Below are 14,741 nucleotides of genomic sequence, written 5' to 3' on the forward strand. Positions count from 1 at the left end.
GCTAGGAGGCTTCGCCATGACCAAGCCCACCACCAACAATTTCGGTATCGCGGTCGCAAGTGATGACGAATCGCTGACCGCGGGTATTCAGGGGCCGGTGCTCCTTCACGACCACTACCTGATCGAGAAGCTCGCGCAGTTCAACCGCGAGCGTGTCCCGGAGCGCATCGTCCACGCCAAGGGCGGCGGCGCTTTCGGTGAACTCGTCATCACACACGACGTCAGCAAGTACACGAAGGCCGCGTTCCTGCAGCCGGGTAAGAAGACCGAGTCGCTCGTCCGCTTCTCCACCGTCGCCGGTGAGCAGGGCAGCCCGGACACCTGGCGCGATCCGCGCGGTTTTGCGATGAAGTTCTACACCGAAGAGGGAAACTACGACCTCGTCGGCAACAACACCCCGGTGTTCTTCATCAAGGACGCCATCAAGTTCCCCGACTTCATCCGTTCGCAGAAGCGACTGCCAGGCTCCGGTCTTCGTGACCACGACATGCAGTGGGACTTCTGGACTCTGCGTCCCGAAACGGCTCACCAGGTGACCTGGTTGATGGGTGACCGCGGTATCCCGAAGACCTGGCGCAACATGGACGGCTTCGGATCGCACACCTATCAGTGGGTCAACGCTGCGGGCGAACGCTTCTGGGTGAAGTACCACTTCAAGACCGATCAGGGCATCGAGTTCCTGACGCAGGCCGAAGCAGACAGCCTCGCCGGTAGCGATCCCGACTACCACCGCGCGGATCTGTACAACGCCATCGAGGCCGGTAATTTCCCGAGCTGGACCCTCAAGGTTCAGATCATGCCGGTCGACGAGGCCGAAGGCTACCGCTTCAACCCGTTCGACCTCACCAAGGTCTGGTCCCAGAAGGACTACCCGCTGATCGAGGTCGGCAAGTGGACGCTGAACCGTAACCCGGAGAACTTCTTCGCGCAGATCGAGCAGGCATCCTTCGAGCCGTCGAACGTGGTGCCCGGCATCGGATTCAGCCCGGACAAGATGCTTCTGGGTCGCGTCTTCTCCTACGCCGACGCACATCGTTACCGCATCGGCACCAACTACGCCGACCTGCCGGTCAACGCGCCGAAGAACGAGGTGAACTCCTACTCCAAGGAGGGCGCCATGCGTTACAGCTTCAATTCCCCGTCGACGCCGGTGTACGCACCCAACTCGTACGGCGGACCTCACGCCGATCCGTCTGTTGCCGGTGACGAAGGCCTGTGGTCGTTCGACGGCAAGGCAGTGCGCGCCGGATACATCGAGCACGCCGAGGACGGCGACTTCACGCAGGCCGGAACGCTGGTCCGTGAAGTTCTCGACGACGCAGCTCGTGAGCGCCTGGTGAGCAACATCGTCGGCCACGCCCTTGCCGGCGTCAGCGAAGAAGTTCTACTGCGTGTCTTCGAGTACTGGAAGAACGTCGACGCAGATTTGGGCAAGCGCGTCGAAGAAGGTGTACGCGCAGGTCAGTGACCCGCTGACATGAGCATCGCCTAGGTTTACCGAATGCGGACCGCTGCAAGGGAAATCACTTCCCGGCAGCGGTCCGTTTTTGTCTGCCCAACTACAGCAGTGCGAACCAGTAGACGAAGCATGCCAGAAGGAACACAACCACTGACTCCATGACGACACCCCTGTTCGACGTGCACTTCTGCTGTCCGCACTCTCCATGATCCGCTTCTCGAGCGGAGAATGCTCGGGGCACAAGTTTCGCGAACCGAGGTGTTGGGCAGTCAATTCCCATGGCAACAGGTGCAGTTCTCTTCGACATCGACGGAACGCTCGTCGATTCCAACTATCTGCATGTAGAAGCGTGGTCGCGAGCCTTCTTCGAGGTGGGTCGCCCGGTTGACGCGTGGCGGGTGCACCGCTGCATCGGCATGGACGGAGACCAACTACTGGAGACGTTGCTCGGCGAAGACATCGACGGGTGCGGGCCTCGGGCCAAGGAACTTCACACCAAGTACTACCGGCAGTCGGCTGACCGTCTCCGAGTACTGCCGGGAGCGCGAGAGTTGATCCGCCGAGTTCACTCGCTCGGACTGCACGTCGTGCTCGCTACCTCGGCGCCCGACGACGAACTGGAGTTGTTGCGCCAGACGCTCGACATCGACGAAATGATCTACGCCGCGACCTCTTCGGAATCCGTCGACGAGGCCAAGCCTGATCCGGACCTGATCGAAATCGCGCTCGCGAAGGCAGGTGTCGACGCGGGCGATGCGGTCATGGTCGGAGACGCCGTCTGGGACATGAAGGCGGCGACATCGGCAGGCGTTGTCGCTGTGGGAGTGCGCAGCGGCGGCATGTCGACCGACGAACTCGACGGCGCGGGTGCGGCGGAGGTGTACGACGACGCCCGCGACCTTCTCGACCACCTCGACGGCAGTGTGATTTCCGAACTCGTTTCAGGCCAAGATACCGGGAGTTGATCAGTGATGGCACGATACGGCTATACCTTGATGACCGAACAGGCCGGCCCGAAAGAACTGGTCCGCCATGCAGTTCGGGCCGAAGAAGTCGGCTTCGACTTCGAAGTGATGAGTGATCATTACTCGCCGTGGCTGACCGAGCAGGGGCATGCGCCTTACGCCTGGTCGGTGCTGGGAGCAGTTGCCCATGCCACCGAGCGAGTCGGGTTGATGACGTATGTGACTTGTCCGACCGTCAGGTACCACCCTGCCGTGGTCGCGCAGAAAGCCGCGACGATCCAGATCCTCGCGGACGGGCGCTTCACACTGGGATTGGGAAGTGGCGAGAGCCTGAACGAGCATGTGGTCGGTGAGGGGTGGCCGTCCGTCGACACCCGGCACGACATGCTGCAGGAAGCAGTGAGCATTATTCGTGCACTGCTTGCCGGAGATCTGGTGAGCTGGAAGGGGGAGTACTTCGACGTTCAGTCCGCGCGGATCTGGGATCTCCCGGAGAACCCGGTTCCCCTGGCGCTGGCCATGTCCGGCGACAAGTCCGTCGAGCGTTTCGGTCCGATGGCCGATGACCTGATTGCCGTGCAACCGGATTCGGATCTGGTGCACCAGTGGAAGCATGTTCACGGCCGGGCGTACGGGTTGGCGCCAGCAGGCCGGACCATCGGTCAGATTCCGATCTCGTGGGATCCTGATCGCGACACGGCCATCGCTCGCGCTCATCAGCAGTTCCGGTGGTTCGGTGGAGGGTGGTCTGTGAACTCCGAACTACCCACACCGGCGAGTTTCGCAGGTGCGACTCAGTTCGTGCGCAAAGAGGATGTGGCGGAAAGTATTCCGTGTGGTCCTGATATCGATGTCATCGTGGAGGCAGTCAAGGCGTACACCGATGCCGGGTTCTCCGATGTGGCGCTGGTACAGATCGGTGGAGATACCCAAGACCGATTCTTCGACGAGGCAGCCAAGCCACTGCTCGAGGCTCTGCATGTCGAATTGGGTTGATCGAGAAAATCAATCGAGTTCCGCCGAGGGGGCTCGCGTCGAGTCGCGCGCTACCGCCGTGCAGTCGCGCCTGCTGCGCGACGAGGGCCAACCCCAAACCGCTTCCGGCGTCGCCGGCGCCGGTACCACGAACAAATCGTTCGAACATCGCTTCGCGTTCCGACGGCGCGATCACGGTGCCGTTGTCGTCGACGTATACCGTCGCCGAACCGGTGGCAGCCCCTGATCGGACGGTGATCTCGACTTCGTCGGCATTGCCGTGCCGAACGGAGTTGGTGACGGCGTTGGTCAACACCAGACGGATGCCCGCGGGAAAGGCCTGAACCGAAAGTTCTTCCGGTGCTTTCAAACGAACGTCGACCTGAGGGTGCAGACGGCCGGCGTCAGCGACGGCGCGATCGGCAACCTCCACGAGATCGACGTCGGCACAATCCTCCGGATCGGCCACTTCACCCAGGGCGAGCGTCTCGAGATCGGTCAGGGTGCGCTCGATCTGGCGCTGCGCCTCCAACAACTCGCTGGACAGTTCGCGGCGTTGGCTTTCCGTGAGATCCAGTGTTGCGAGAACTTCGAGATCGGTACGCATCGACGTGAGAGGTGTGCGTAGTTCGTGGGCGGAGACGCGAGCGAAATCGCGTGCCGACTCCAACGCCTCTTCGGTGCGGCTTCTATCGGTTTCGATGCGACTGAGCATGCTGTGGATTGCCTCCGACAGTTCTTCGGCTTCGCGCGTTCCACGAACCGACGGTGCCCGGCGCGAGAGTCCTTCGACGTCGAGGTTGTTGCCGATCGAACTGGTGGTCTCGGTCAATTGCTGTAGAGGCCGGACGGCTCGGCCTGTGAGGAACCAGCCGAGTCCGGCCGCGGCAAGGATGGCGACCACTGCCGCAGCAGCCACTTGGAACTGCTGCTCACGGATTGCCTGGGTCAGTGGATCTTCGGGGATGCTGACGGCCAGTGCGGCGCCGCTGTCGCCGGGCACGAGAACATCCCGACTGCGAACATCGGTGGTAGCCAAGGCGCTGACGGTCGTGGCGTTGAATCCAGGGCTGACCACGAATGGTTCTGTTGTTGCAGTTGGTGTTTCGATGAACAGGGGGCTCGGCGCACTCGCTGCGACGCCCAGGGTGACGGAATCGAGAGTGCGTTCGAGTTGTTCGGATCCGTTGACGCGCAAGAAGACCGCGAACGCAATTCCGATCGCGGCAATCACGATTCCGGCGGCCAGGCCCGAGGCGATGGCTACCCGGGTCTGAAGTGACAGCGGCCGCTTCATCGTTCGGCCCTCAGGACGAAGCCCACTCCGCGCACCGTGTGGATCACGCGGGGCGCGCCGTCGACTTCGAGTTTCTTGCGTAGGTAGGTGACGAAGACGTCGACGACATTGGTGTCGGCAGCGAAGTCGTAACCCCAGACGAGTCGCAGGAGTTGTGCGCGACTGAGTACGACACCGGCATGCTCGGCGAGTACCGACAACAGGTCGAATTCTCTTTTGGTGAGTTCGATTCGCCTACCGTCGATGTGCGCTCGATGGCCACGGAGATCGACCGTCAGCGGTCCCACCGTGATCGGATGGTCGACCGACGGAGTGGCTCGCGTCGTGCGTCGTAGCAATGCGCGCAGTCTGGCGACGAGCTCGGCCAATTCGAAGGGCTTGGTGAGGTAGTCGTCGGCGCCCGCCTCCAGCCCCGCGATGCGGTCACCCACGGAACTTCGGGCGCTGAGTACGCAGATCGGAACCTCGTTGCCGATCGCGCGCAGGGCGGTTACCACCCCGACGCCGTCGAGGCCGGGCATGTTGACGTCGAGAACGAGTGCGGCCGGGCATTGCTTGTTCACCGATGACAAGGCCGATCGTCCGTCGACGGCAGTTGCCGTGTCGAAGCCCGACAATCGGAGTCCACGTTCGAGCGAATTCAGAACCTTCGCGTCGTCGTCAACGATCAGGATGCGCTCGCGTGTACTCACTCCAGCCATGGTGCCATCGGATTGCGACCTGGGGCCTCGCTCGGAGCGAGGCCCGCCGCATTCTCATCAACTCCTAAGAAACCGACAACAGATCTGCAGTGTCGGCTTCATAACCTCGGGTTTCTCGGATGCGACCGCGCCGAGAATTCGAGAACGTTCGATCAAGGAGAACAACGATGACGCGATTGAAAGTGAACGGCAAGCGGGCCAGCCGGACCGGTGTGGTGGTGGCGTCGGTGGCGGTCCTCGGTATGGCCGTGGCGCCGGGAATCGCCTGGGCTTCCAACCCGATTTCCGACGGGTCGCCGGTGGCGGTGCGATCGATCGCGACCGCTCCGTCAGAGGCGGGTGTGGCTCCGGAAGTAGCGTGTGGTGCCGCGACGCCGATTTCCGACGAGGAACTGCAGAAGCTCATCGACGAGGGCAAGGTTGTGCGCGCCGAGGAGGCGGGTACAGCCGCAATCACGATCGAAGTCCCTGGCGACGCCGCGACATTCATTGCGCGTGAAGGGGTGCCGGCGTTGCCGACCGTCGAATGGGCTCCGGCGATCGAGGGTGTTCCGGCAGAGGTGCTCAACATGGCAGGCGCCGCTCCGCTGGAGGAAGGCGTTGCCCTGTCATGCGCGGTTGCTGCGGGCTGACGAGCGAAAAAAGCTCCGCATGAACCGCTTTGACCTGGAACGGTACGGCCGTACTCAACCGGGTCCGGAGGTTGGTCAACCCTGTCGGTAGCACTTGCTACGTTCGGGGCGGTCTCGGCGAGCATGCCGGGGCCGTCGCCGACGGCGTCATGTGTGTGGTGTCTTGCAGAGGGTCCGGTACGGCCTGATGCGGGGCGCGTTTCGAAAGGTGTTGTGTTTCATGGTCATGGGCCCCACCCACGCGATGTCCGGTGCTGCTGTGGGGTTGGTGGTTGCAGAGTTGTTGCCTCTCGATTGGGGAGGGCCCACATCCACCGCTGAAACCTTGACCTTTGCCGGTGTGTGCGCGGGAGCCGCCTTGCTTCCCGACCTCGATACCGGTCAGTCGACGGTTTCCCGATCATTCGGTCCTCTCAGCAAAGCGCTGGCCAAAGGTATCGACGCAATTTCGGTGACCTTCTACCGCATCACCAAAGGCAAGAAGGACGGCAAGCGTCGTGGTGGGCATCGGACGCTCACGCACACCGCGCTGTTTGCCGCCGGTCTTGGGGCCGGGGTCTCGGCGCTGGTTGTTCAGTTCGGGAAGCCCGCCATCATCATCACGCTGTTCTTCTGCCTCGGGCTGGCGATCCGAGGATTGGCGGGTGAATTGGCCAAGGAGAAGGGGTGGCTCGCCGTCTCCGCCGTTGCGTTGGTGCTCTCGGCCCTCACCTGGCAGTGGTATCCGAGTGAGGCCGGATCCACCGGGCTAGGTGTTGCAGTGGCACTGGGCTGCGCCACACACTGTCTCGGCGATGCGATCACCAAGGAAGGGGTGCCGTTTCTCGCGCCCCTGATTCCGCTCGGCGGCAAGCGGTGGTGGGAACAACGGCTGCCGTCATTTCTGTCCATCCGCGCAGGTGGGAACCTCGAGAAGATTCTGATCGGGCCGGCGCTGACGGTCCTGACTGCCTGGTTGATCATCAGTGCTTTCGACGGCGCCCCGGAAGCGATCTACGCCGTCTTCGCTCCGATGGTGCAGTGAGCATCTAAATCTTTTATTACGGAACCACTGGCATCGTAATCATATTTGTTCTACGTTCGTCCCTGACATGAACCGAGTCGGCTGACGGAGTGAGCAGTGGTGCATCAAGCAGCGCGCAAGGCGGAGCACAGCTCGAGAGAAGACGGTGTGAGCCGGCGCGGATTTCTCGCAGCGAGTGTCGGCGCAGCTGCTCTCGCGGGTATTTCCTGGGCACCGGCGGGAGCTGTTCCCTGGGGCTCGGCATCGACCATCGCGCCACCGCCCGGATTTCCGTCGGACATTCCGTTGTCACAGCAGGCATACGCGAACTGGTCGCGAGAAATCATGCTCGAGAGTGTGTGGACGGCGACGGCACGTCATAGCGACGACGTCGTCGCCCTCGCCAACTGGGCGTTCGACAACGGGTACACAGTGCGTGCGAAGGGAACGATGCACGGGTGGAGTCCGTTGACGGTGGTGCCCGGCGCGCCTTCGGATCGAGTTCTGCTGGTCGATACGATGGCGAACTTGAATTCGGTTGTGGTGCAGCACGGCACGCCCGCAACAGTCACGGCGGGCGCCGGCGCCAGTATCGAAGCGATTCTGACAGCGCTCGAGCGTGAGGGGCTCGGGTGGGCCAACTCTCCGGCGATCGGTGAGCTGTCCATCGCCGGGGCACTGGCGATCGGCGCTCACGGGGCAACGTATCCGGCGGTGGGGGAGACGATTACCCCTGGCCAGTCGTACGGGTCGCTGAGCAACCTGATCACCGAGATCACGGTGGTGGCGTGGGACGAAGGCAGCAATCGCTACGGGCTGAAGACTTTTCACCGATCAGATGACGAGATCACGGCTTTCCTGACTCACCTGGGCCGAACCTTCGTCACCTCCGTGACGCTGCAAGCCGGGGAGAATTATCGGCTGCGGTGCCAGAGTTTCACCGACATTCCGTGGCAAGAACTCTTTGCTGCTCCCGGTTCGCCAGGGCGTACCTACGAGAGTTTTGTCGAGAAATCCGGACGGGTGGAGGCGATCTGGTTCCCGTTCACGCAAACACCGTGGCTCAAGGTCTGGACGCCGACCCCGGTCAAACCACCGGAGTCCCGAGAGGTGAGCGGGCCGTACAACTACTTCTTCTCCGACGCGATTCCCGAAGAAGTCACCACCCCGTTGGGGATGGTGGCGCAGGGCCTTCAAGCTGCGACACCGCTGTTCGGCGCCTCTCAGTTCGGAGCTGTAGCAGCAGGATTGGCGCTGACCGACACCGACGATCTGTGGGGCTGGTCAAAAGATGTTCTGTTCTACCTGCGGCACACGACGTTGCGCGTAGTAGCGGGCGGCGGCGCGGTGATCACCAAGCGGTCCAACATCGGCCGAGTCGTCCACGAGATGACGAGTTGGTTGAACGAGCGAATGACGCACTACGCGTCGCTGGGGCAGTATCCCGTCAACATGCCGTTCGAAGTGCGTCTCTGTGGTGTCGATGACAGTGGCGAAGTCCTTGTCGACAGCGCCGGCGTGCCGGATCTGTCAGCGGTGCGGCCCCGGGCGGATCGTCAGGACTGGGATACGGCGATCTGGATGAACGTGGTCTCGATTCCCGGCACCGCGGGATTGCCCGCGTTCCTTCGCGAGATGGAACGGTGGATGGTCGCGAACTACTCCGGCGATTACGCGACTTTCCGTCCGGAGTGGTCCAAGGGATGGGCATTCACCGATCAAGCTGCGTACCAGGACGACGAATTCCTCACCAGCACAGTGCCTGCCACCTTCCGTGCCGGTGGCGACGGGAACTGGGACTTCGCTCTCGCCACTCTGGACGAACACGACCCGCACCGCGTCTTCAGCAATACGTTCATCGACCGCGTATTGCCACCCAGCTGAATCTCTTACTGCGGTAGTGGTTTGCGCCAGCGCACGTCGGAGATGCGGATGCGCTGATTGTTGTCACCGTTCCAGTCGACGCTCAGTCCCTGGGCTCGGAGTGCGTCGGCTACCTGGCGCCCAACGGTCTGATCGGTGTGCGCGATCATCTGTGCCTTGGCGGTTTCGTTGCCGCCGAACGCGGCGGAGACCAGCGCGGGATCGAGATCGTGGGCTGGACGAAAAGCACTGTAGGACAGGTAAAGATCGGACGGCTCGTCGCCGAGACGCTCCGCATCTTGCATGTGGAAGAACGTGTACGCCCACTGAGCAAAGGGATACCCGTTCTCGTCCGGTTCGGACGGCGTGCGTTCGTCGTCGATTTCGGTAGTGCCGCACTGCATGCAGCAGGTGAAGTTCATGCGGGCCACGATGCCGTTGCGCTCGAGTTCTGCGAAGGCGGCGGATACGCGCTCGAAGTCGCCGGGACCCGTCCACTGGGTCTGCTCCCCGAGCCTTCGGTCCCAGACCTCACGCACTACTGCGTCGATCTGTCTGCCGAGTTCATCGTTCTCGAAACCGCCCTCGACACAGTCTCGGGCGGCTTCGCAGATTTCATCGAACGTCGCGAACCCGGGGACTACCAATTCGCGTGCTTGCTCACGGACGGCCACGATGTCGGCCGCGCTGAGCACCGTTGCAGGCTGACGTGACCGTGCTGACCGTGACGGTGCTGACCGTGACCAGGGCAATCGCATACCGGCACCGTACTGCACCGATCCGGCCGTCAGGCGTCGGCTGCTGCCTTTGTTTCCTCCTCGGTCGACGGGGCAGGCTTGTTCGGGATGAGCGCGGTGGCGATCAGGCCGACCACGACAAATCCGGCCGCAAGGTATCCGCCGAGTGTGATCCCGTGAGTCATTGCAGACTGTGCAGCGTCGGCGACGAAAGCGGTGCTCGGTGACCCGGCCAGCGAGTCGATGGCGGCGCCCGCGCTGTCGGTGACAGCACGCGTCAACTGATCAGCCTGAGCTTGGTCGACACCGGACTCGGTGAGGTCGTTGTTCAGCGTGGAATTGAGAGTGCTGAAGAAGACGGTGGTGAGGACAGCGATGCCCAGTGCGGATCCGAGTTGGCGGAACGCACTCTGAATGCCGGAGCCTTGACCGGCGCTCTGCTCGGGAATCTCCTCGAGCACGACGTTGGTCACCTGCGCAGTCGCAAAACCGACACCGATGCCGTAGAAGAAGAGCACTGCGGCGATAGTCCACCAGGGGCTGTCTGTCGCAGCGATGAATCCGAGACCGGCGAGACCGAGCGCTTCGAGGGCCAAACCGATACGGACCAAGCCCAACGGCGAGACCTTCGACGCCATTCCGAAGCTCGCACCACTGGCGACGAAGCTGCCGATGGCAATGGGAACCAGCGCGAGCCCTGCCTGGAGTGCGCTGTACCCGAGCGTGAACTGAAGCCAGAGGGGAAGCACCGCAACGATTCCGAACTCACCGAGCCCGATGATCAGCGTCGCGATGTTGCCGTTGCGGAACGACGAGATGGAGAACAGCCGTACGTCCATCAGCGCCCGCGACGGATCGTCGCTGCGGGTGAGCATGGTTTGACGGTAGGCGAACGCACCGAGCGACAGAACGGCGAGAACCAACGCCACCAGAACCGGCGACGGTCCGCTGGACCACGACAGGCCGAACAGATCGAAGGGTTCCTTCGTCGTCAGCCACCCATACGTACGTCCCTCGACGAGGCCGAAGGCGAGCAGGCCCAGGCCGGCGATGGACAGTGCCGCTCCGGTGGTGTCGATGCGGCCAGCGGTGCGGGGTGAGGGCGCGATGAACAGCACTGCGCCGATCAGAATGAGCGCAGCAAGCGGAATATTGATGCCGAATGCCCAACGCCATGAGGCATGTTCGGCAAGCCAGCCGCCGAGTAGTGGGCCGAGGGCGGAGGCTGCACCGATGGTGGAACCCCAGACTGCGAAGGCCTGGCCGCGGGCTTTGCCGGTGAACATCGCGTTCAGAAGTGACAGTGAGGTGGGCAGGATCATGGCCGCGCCGGCGCCCTGCAGGAATCGCGCCAGGATGAGCAGGCCGCCATTCGGTGCCAGTCCGGCCAGTAGGCTCGTTGCGCCGAACACGACGACACCGGCGATGAAGATGCGACGGGCGCCGACCAGGTCCGCAACTCTGCCGACCAATAGCAGGAGCGCCGCGAACACGATTGCGTAGGACTCTTGGATCCATTGAGCCTGAACGGAGTTGATCCCGAGATCTTCGATGATCGAGGGAACTATGACGTTGACGATAGTGGTGTCGACGACGATCAGTGCCACGCCGAGTGCGATGGCGATCAGGCCCAACCACTTGCGAGTGGTGGGTGAGATGTTCACGAATAAACCTCCATTGTGAAGTAACTTCACAGTGAAGGTATATTTGAGGCGGTAAGTTGTCAACGTGCGCGCTGGGCTCGACCGGCCGCCGTCTGGCACAGGAAAGGTGGGATCACGGGGTGGAAGCACCGCGCGACATCTCCGTGGAGCGGGAGCGGCTGATGGACGAATTCCGCGCGTACGGTGGGACGTTCACCGAATTCAGTCATCGATTTGCGTCGTGGCTCGGCCTGCATTCCACCGACGCGACTGCCTTGATGGAAATCACAGCTGCCGAGGAGAAGGGGGCGCCGCTCTCGCCCGCCCGCCTCGGAGAGCGGATCTCGCTGACGTCGGGCGCAACCACCGCGTTGCTCAACCGCCTGGAGAAGGCGGGACATATCGTCCGGACCCGTGAGAATGCAGACCGTCGCGTGGTCACGCTGCACAGCAGTGCGCATGTGCAGGACCTCGCGGACGAGTTCTTCGGTCCACTTGCCGTGCGACTCGACGCCATGATGGAGAAATACCCGCCCGAACTGCTCAGTCGATTCGAGGAATTTCTCGTCGACCTGCACTCGACGATGAACGAACACCTCGAGCAGGACAACCGCTGAACAAAAAAGCCGCCCGACTCCGGAGAGTCGGGCGGCTTTTTCTGTGTCGGTGACGGCTACTTGCCGAGCTTGGCCTGCAGGTCGTCGAGAACCAGGCCTGCGCCTGTCGGGCCGAGGCCCAGGAACCAGGTCTCGTCACTCACCTCGGTGGCGCGGCCTTCCTTGACTGCGTCCATGCTTGCCCACAGCGGACCGGCGACAACGGTGGTCTGACCGGTGTCTGCGGGATTTCCGTAGCTGGAGTAGAAGATTCGGTCACCCTCTGCCTCGGTGATCGTTTCCGGGCTGACCTCGACGGCCAACTCGTTGATGTTCTGGATCGCCGGGCGTGGCAGGCCGACGTCCTTCAAGATGACGCCGATGAACGACAGGTTGCCGTACAGGCGCAGCTTCCCGGACATGAAGCGAACCAGCGAGATCGTCGGCGAACCGTCGATCGACTCACGGACCTGATCCGCGTGCGTCTGGTAGTCGTTGAGAACCTGCTCGGCCTTGGTCTCCTCGCCGAGTGCGTCACCGGCAAGGAGGAAGTTCTCCTTCCACGGGAAGCCGGGGCGGATGCTGAAGACCGTCGGCGCGATTGCCGCGAGCTGCGGGTAAAGCTTGTCCTGGCGCAACTTGCTGCCGAGGATCAGATCTGGCTGCAGTGCGGTGATCGCCTCGAGGTTGAGGTTGTTGGTCGTGCCGACATCGGGGACGCCGACCAATTTGTCAGCCAGGTACGACGGCTGACCGGCGGCACTTTCCGGGCTGGCGATGCCGACCGGGGTGATCCCGAGCGAGAGGACCTCGTCGAGTTCGCCACTGTCGAGGACGACGACGCGGGTCGGCTTGGCCTCGAGGGTGGTCTCGCCCAGAGCATGGGTGATGGTGCGTGGGAACTCGCCGGGCGCAGCATCGCTGCCGAGCTTCGCGGTTTCCGTGTCGGCGGTGCTGAACAGCTTGCCGCCGGTTGCGACATCGGTGTTGCCGTTTGCGTTGCCGCCGGCGTCGGAAGAACCGCAGGCCGTAGCGGCAAAAACAGTCGCCAGGGCAAGCATGGCGACCCGGACCGACGTGCGGCTCCGGAGAGTGGTGCGTGAATGCATTAGGCTACCCTACCTTCCGGCTATCGGGCTTGGTCAGAGAGGTATCCGCACCGTTGATGCCAGGTGAGCAGCGCGTCAGGTCTCGCTCAGCGGGACCGCTACGCAATTCGGACTACAGGGTGCGACCAACGTGTTAGCTTCGCGAAAGACCTGTACTGGTAAGCGAAGACGCGTGTAGTGAGGATTTCGATGACCCTGAACATTGCCGATCTGTTCGAGGCCGTTGCCGATGCGATCCCCGATCGGGTTCCCTTGATTCTGGAAGACGCGCGGTTGAACTACGCCGAACTCGAACTGCGATCGAACCGACTCGCACATCATCTGCAGTCCGTCGGCGTCGAGCCGGGGCAGCACGTCGGTATTCACATGCGTAACTGCGTCGAGTACGTCGAAGCGCTCCTGGCTTGCTTGAAGATCAGAGCAGTGCCGATCAACGTCAACTTCCGCTATACCGATGCAGAACTCCTGTACATCTACACCAACTCTCAAATGGTGGCATTACTCGTCGAAGAGGAATTCGCGCCGACGGCATTGGCCGTGGTTCCGCAGTGTCCGGAGATCTCCCACGTGCTGATCGTCGGCGACGACTATGAGAACGCCCTTGCCGCGCAGACTGATACTCGCGACTTCGGCCCGCGAAGCAACGACGACCATTTCATCATCTACACCGGCGGTACAACCGGAATGCCCAAGGGCGTGGTGTGGCGGCACGAGGACTTCTTCTTCGCCGCGCTGTCCGGAGCGAACCTCAGCGGGCCGCCGCGTCGGAGTCTCGAAGAGGTTGTGGATGCGGCGGTGGCGAACATCAATCCGACTGTGCTGCTACTCATCCCGCCGCTCATGCATGGAGCCGCGATCTATTCACTGCTCACGGCTTTCCTCATGGGAGCGCCCCGAGTGTTGACCCGCAGCTTCGATCCGATGGAAGTGCTGCGACTGGTCGAGGCCGAGAAGATCACCGGAATCACCGTCGTCGGCGATGCGATTGCTCGGCCGATCGCCGACGCCATCGCTGCAAGCGAAGGGCGCTACGACCTTTCGACTCTCAAACTGATCGGGTCGGGTGGCGCATTGTTCTCCCCGAACCTGAAGGCAGAACTGACAACCCGATTACCGGGACTGGTGATCAAGGATGCCTTCGGTGCTTCGGAATCCGGCAACGACGGCGTCGTCGAATTCGGTGAGGACGGTTCAAAGCGAATTCGATCCAACCCCAACATGATTCTTGTCGACGACGAATTTCGTCGCATCGAACCAGGCTCGGGCACAACCGGTTTCATCGCCAGGGCCGGCCATGTCCCCGTGGCCTACTTCGACGACCCCGCCAAGACTGCTGCAACTTTTCCTGTCGTCGACGGGGTGCGTCTGGCGGTACTCGGGGACATGGGCACGATGGAAGCCGACGGAACCATCGTGCTGCTCGGGCGCGGTTCGATGTGCATCAACTCCGGCGGCGAGAAGGTCTACCCCGAAGAAGTGGAGCAGGCGCTCAAAACTCACCCGGCAGTTTTCGACGCTTTGGTAGCGGGCGCGCCCGACGCACGATTCGGTGAGAAGGTCGCCGCTGTCGTGCAGGTTCGGCCGGGGTTCGAAGATGTTGCGACGGAATCATTGTCGGAGCACTGCCGCACCCACGTGGCTGGGTACAAGATCCCCCGGTCGATCGTGCTGGTACCCAGCATCCTCCGCTCACCCAGTGGGAAGGCCGACTACCGTTGGGCTCGCGAAACCGTAGCGGGAGTGTGAGCTGTATTGTCCCGG

12 protein-coding genes and 1 pseudogene are annotated in these 14,741 nt (G+C 62.5%); 8 read left to right on the forward strand and 5 right to left on the reverse strand.

Features of this window, described 5'->3' with window-relative positions:
- Positions 1 to 16: 16 nt before the first annotated feature.
- The 3 genes from ABX74_RS01725 (at position 17) to ABX74_RS29780 (ending at position 3,420) form a co-directional block, all read left to right on the forward strand.
- Complete coding sequence (locus tag ABX74_RS01725; RefSeq protein WP_019746589.1) at positions 17 to 1,468, forward strand: catalase; 1,452 nt, start codon at positions 17 to 19, stop codon at positions 1,466 to 1,468.
- Positions 1,469 to 1,737: 269 nt separating this feature from the next.
- A complete protein-coding gene (locus tag ABX74_RS01730; protein ID WP_030535692.1) occupies positions 1,738 to 2,424 on the forward strand; it encodes an HAD family hydrolase in 687 nt (228 codons plus the stop codon).
- Positions 2,425 to 2,430: 6 nt separating this feature from the next.
- Complete coding sequence (locus ABX74_RS29780) at positions 2,431 to 3,420, forward strand: LLM class F420-dependent oxidoreductase (RefSeq protein WP_082148441.1); 990 nt, start codon at positions 2,431 to 2,433, stop codon at positions 3,418 to 3,420.
- Positions 3,421 to 3,430: 10 nt separating this feature from the next.
- On the opposite strand, the pseudogene ABX74_RS01735 reads toward ABX74_RS29780, so the two are convergent.
- Positions 3,431 to 4,696: pseudogene (locus ABX74_RS01735) on the reverse strand (sensor histidine kinase); the annotation flags it as partial.
- Positions 4,693 to 5,397, reverse strand: a complete 705-nt coding sequence (locus ABX74_RS01740) for a response regulator transcription factor (RefSeq protein WP_003943475.1) — start codon at positions 5,395 to 5,397, stop codon at positions 4,693 to 4,695. The pseudogene ABX74_RS01735 and the gene ABX74_RS01740, both read right to left, overlap by 4 nt.
- 167 nt (positions 5,398 to 5,564) lie before the next feature.
- Between ABX74_RS01740 and ABX74_RS01745 the strand changes: the two genes are divergently transcribed.
- From ABX74_RS01745 to ABX74_RS01755, 3 genes are all read left to right on the forward strand, one after another.
- Positions 5,565 to 6,029: a hypothetical protein gene (locus ABX74_RS01745; protein ID WP_047888096.1), complete on the forward strand. Its 465-nt coding sequence runs from the start codon at positions 5,565 to 5,567 to the stop codon at positions 6,027 to 6,029.
- A 220-nt stretch (positions 6,030 to 6,249) separates the two neighbouring features.
- Entirely contained in the window at positions 6,250 to 7,053 is an 804-nt protein-coding gene (locus ABX74_RS01750) for a metal-dependent hydrolase (RefSeq protein WP_007732353.1), read from the forward strand.
- Between the two features lie 96 nt (positions 7,054 to 7,149).
- A complete protein-coding gene (locus tag ABX74_RS01755) occupies positions 7,150 to 8,916 on the forward strand; it encodes a cholesterol oxidase substrate-binding domain-containing protein (protein WP_047888097.1) in 1,767 nt (588 codons plus the stop codon).
- 5 nt (positions 8,917 to 8,921) lie between these two features.
- Here the strand turns inward: ABX74_RS01755 and ABX74_RS01760 are convergent, their stop codons facing one another.
- Together ABX74_RS01760 and ABX74_RS01765 are read right to left on the reverse strand one after the other, a co-directional pair.
- A complete protein-coding gene (locus ABX74_RS01760) occupies positions 8,922 to 9,590 on the reverse strand; it encodes a DUF6891 domain-containing protein (protein ID WP_047888098.1) in 669 nt (222 codons plus the stop codon).
- A 92-nt stretch (positions 9,591 to 9,682) separates the two neighbouring features.
- A complete protein-coding gene (locus ABX74_RS01765; protein ID WP_030535688.1) occupies positions 9,683 to 11,296 on the reverse strand; it encodes a DHA2 family efflux MFS transporter permease subunit in 1,614 nt (537 codons plus the stop codon).
- 119 nt (positions 11,297 to 11,415) lie between these two features.
- Between ABX74_RS01765 and ABX74_RS01770 the strand changes: the two genes are divergently transcribed.
- Positions 11,416 to 11,892, forward strand: coding sequence for a MarR family winged helix-turn-helix transcriptional regulator (locus ABX74_RS01770; protein WP_020905958.1), 477 nt, complete (start codon positions 11,416 to 11,418; stop codon positions 11,890 to 11,892).
- Positions 11,893 to 11,948: 56 nt separating this feature from the next.
- Here ABX74_RS01770 and ABX74_RS01775 read toward each other — a convergent pair whose 3' ends face one another.
- On the reverse strand, positions 11,949 to 12,980 hold the full coding sequence (locus tag ABX74_RS01775) for an ABC transporter substrate-binding protein (protein WP_030535687.1): 1,032 nt from the start codon (positions 12,978 to 12,980) through the stop codon (positions 11,949 to 11,951).
- Positions 12,981 to 13,169: 189 nt separating this feature from the next.
- Here ABX74_RS01775 and ABX74_RS01780 point away from each other — a divergent pair, with 189 nt between their 5' ends.
- Positions 13,170 to 14,726, forward strand: coding sequence for an acyl-CoA synthetase (locus ABX74_RS01780; RefSeq protein WP_030535686.1), 1,557 nt, complete (start codon positions 13,170 to 13,172; stop codon positions 14,724 to 14,726).
- Positions 14,727 to 14,741 lie beyond the last annotated feature (15 nt).

Origin of the sequence: Rhodococcus sp. ARP2 (assembly GCF_001029585.1) — a bacterium.
Taxonomy (GTDB): Bacteria; Actinomycetota; Actinomycetes; order Mycobacteriales; family Mycobacteriaceae; genus Rhodococcus_F; species Rhodococcus_F erythropolis.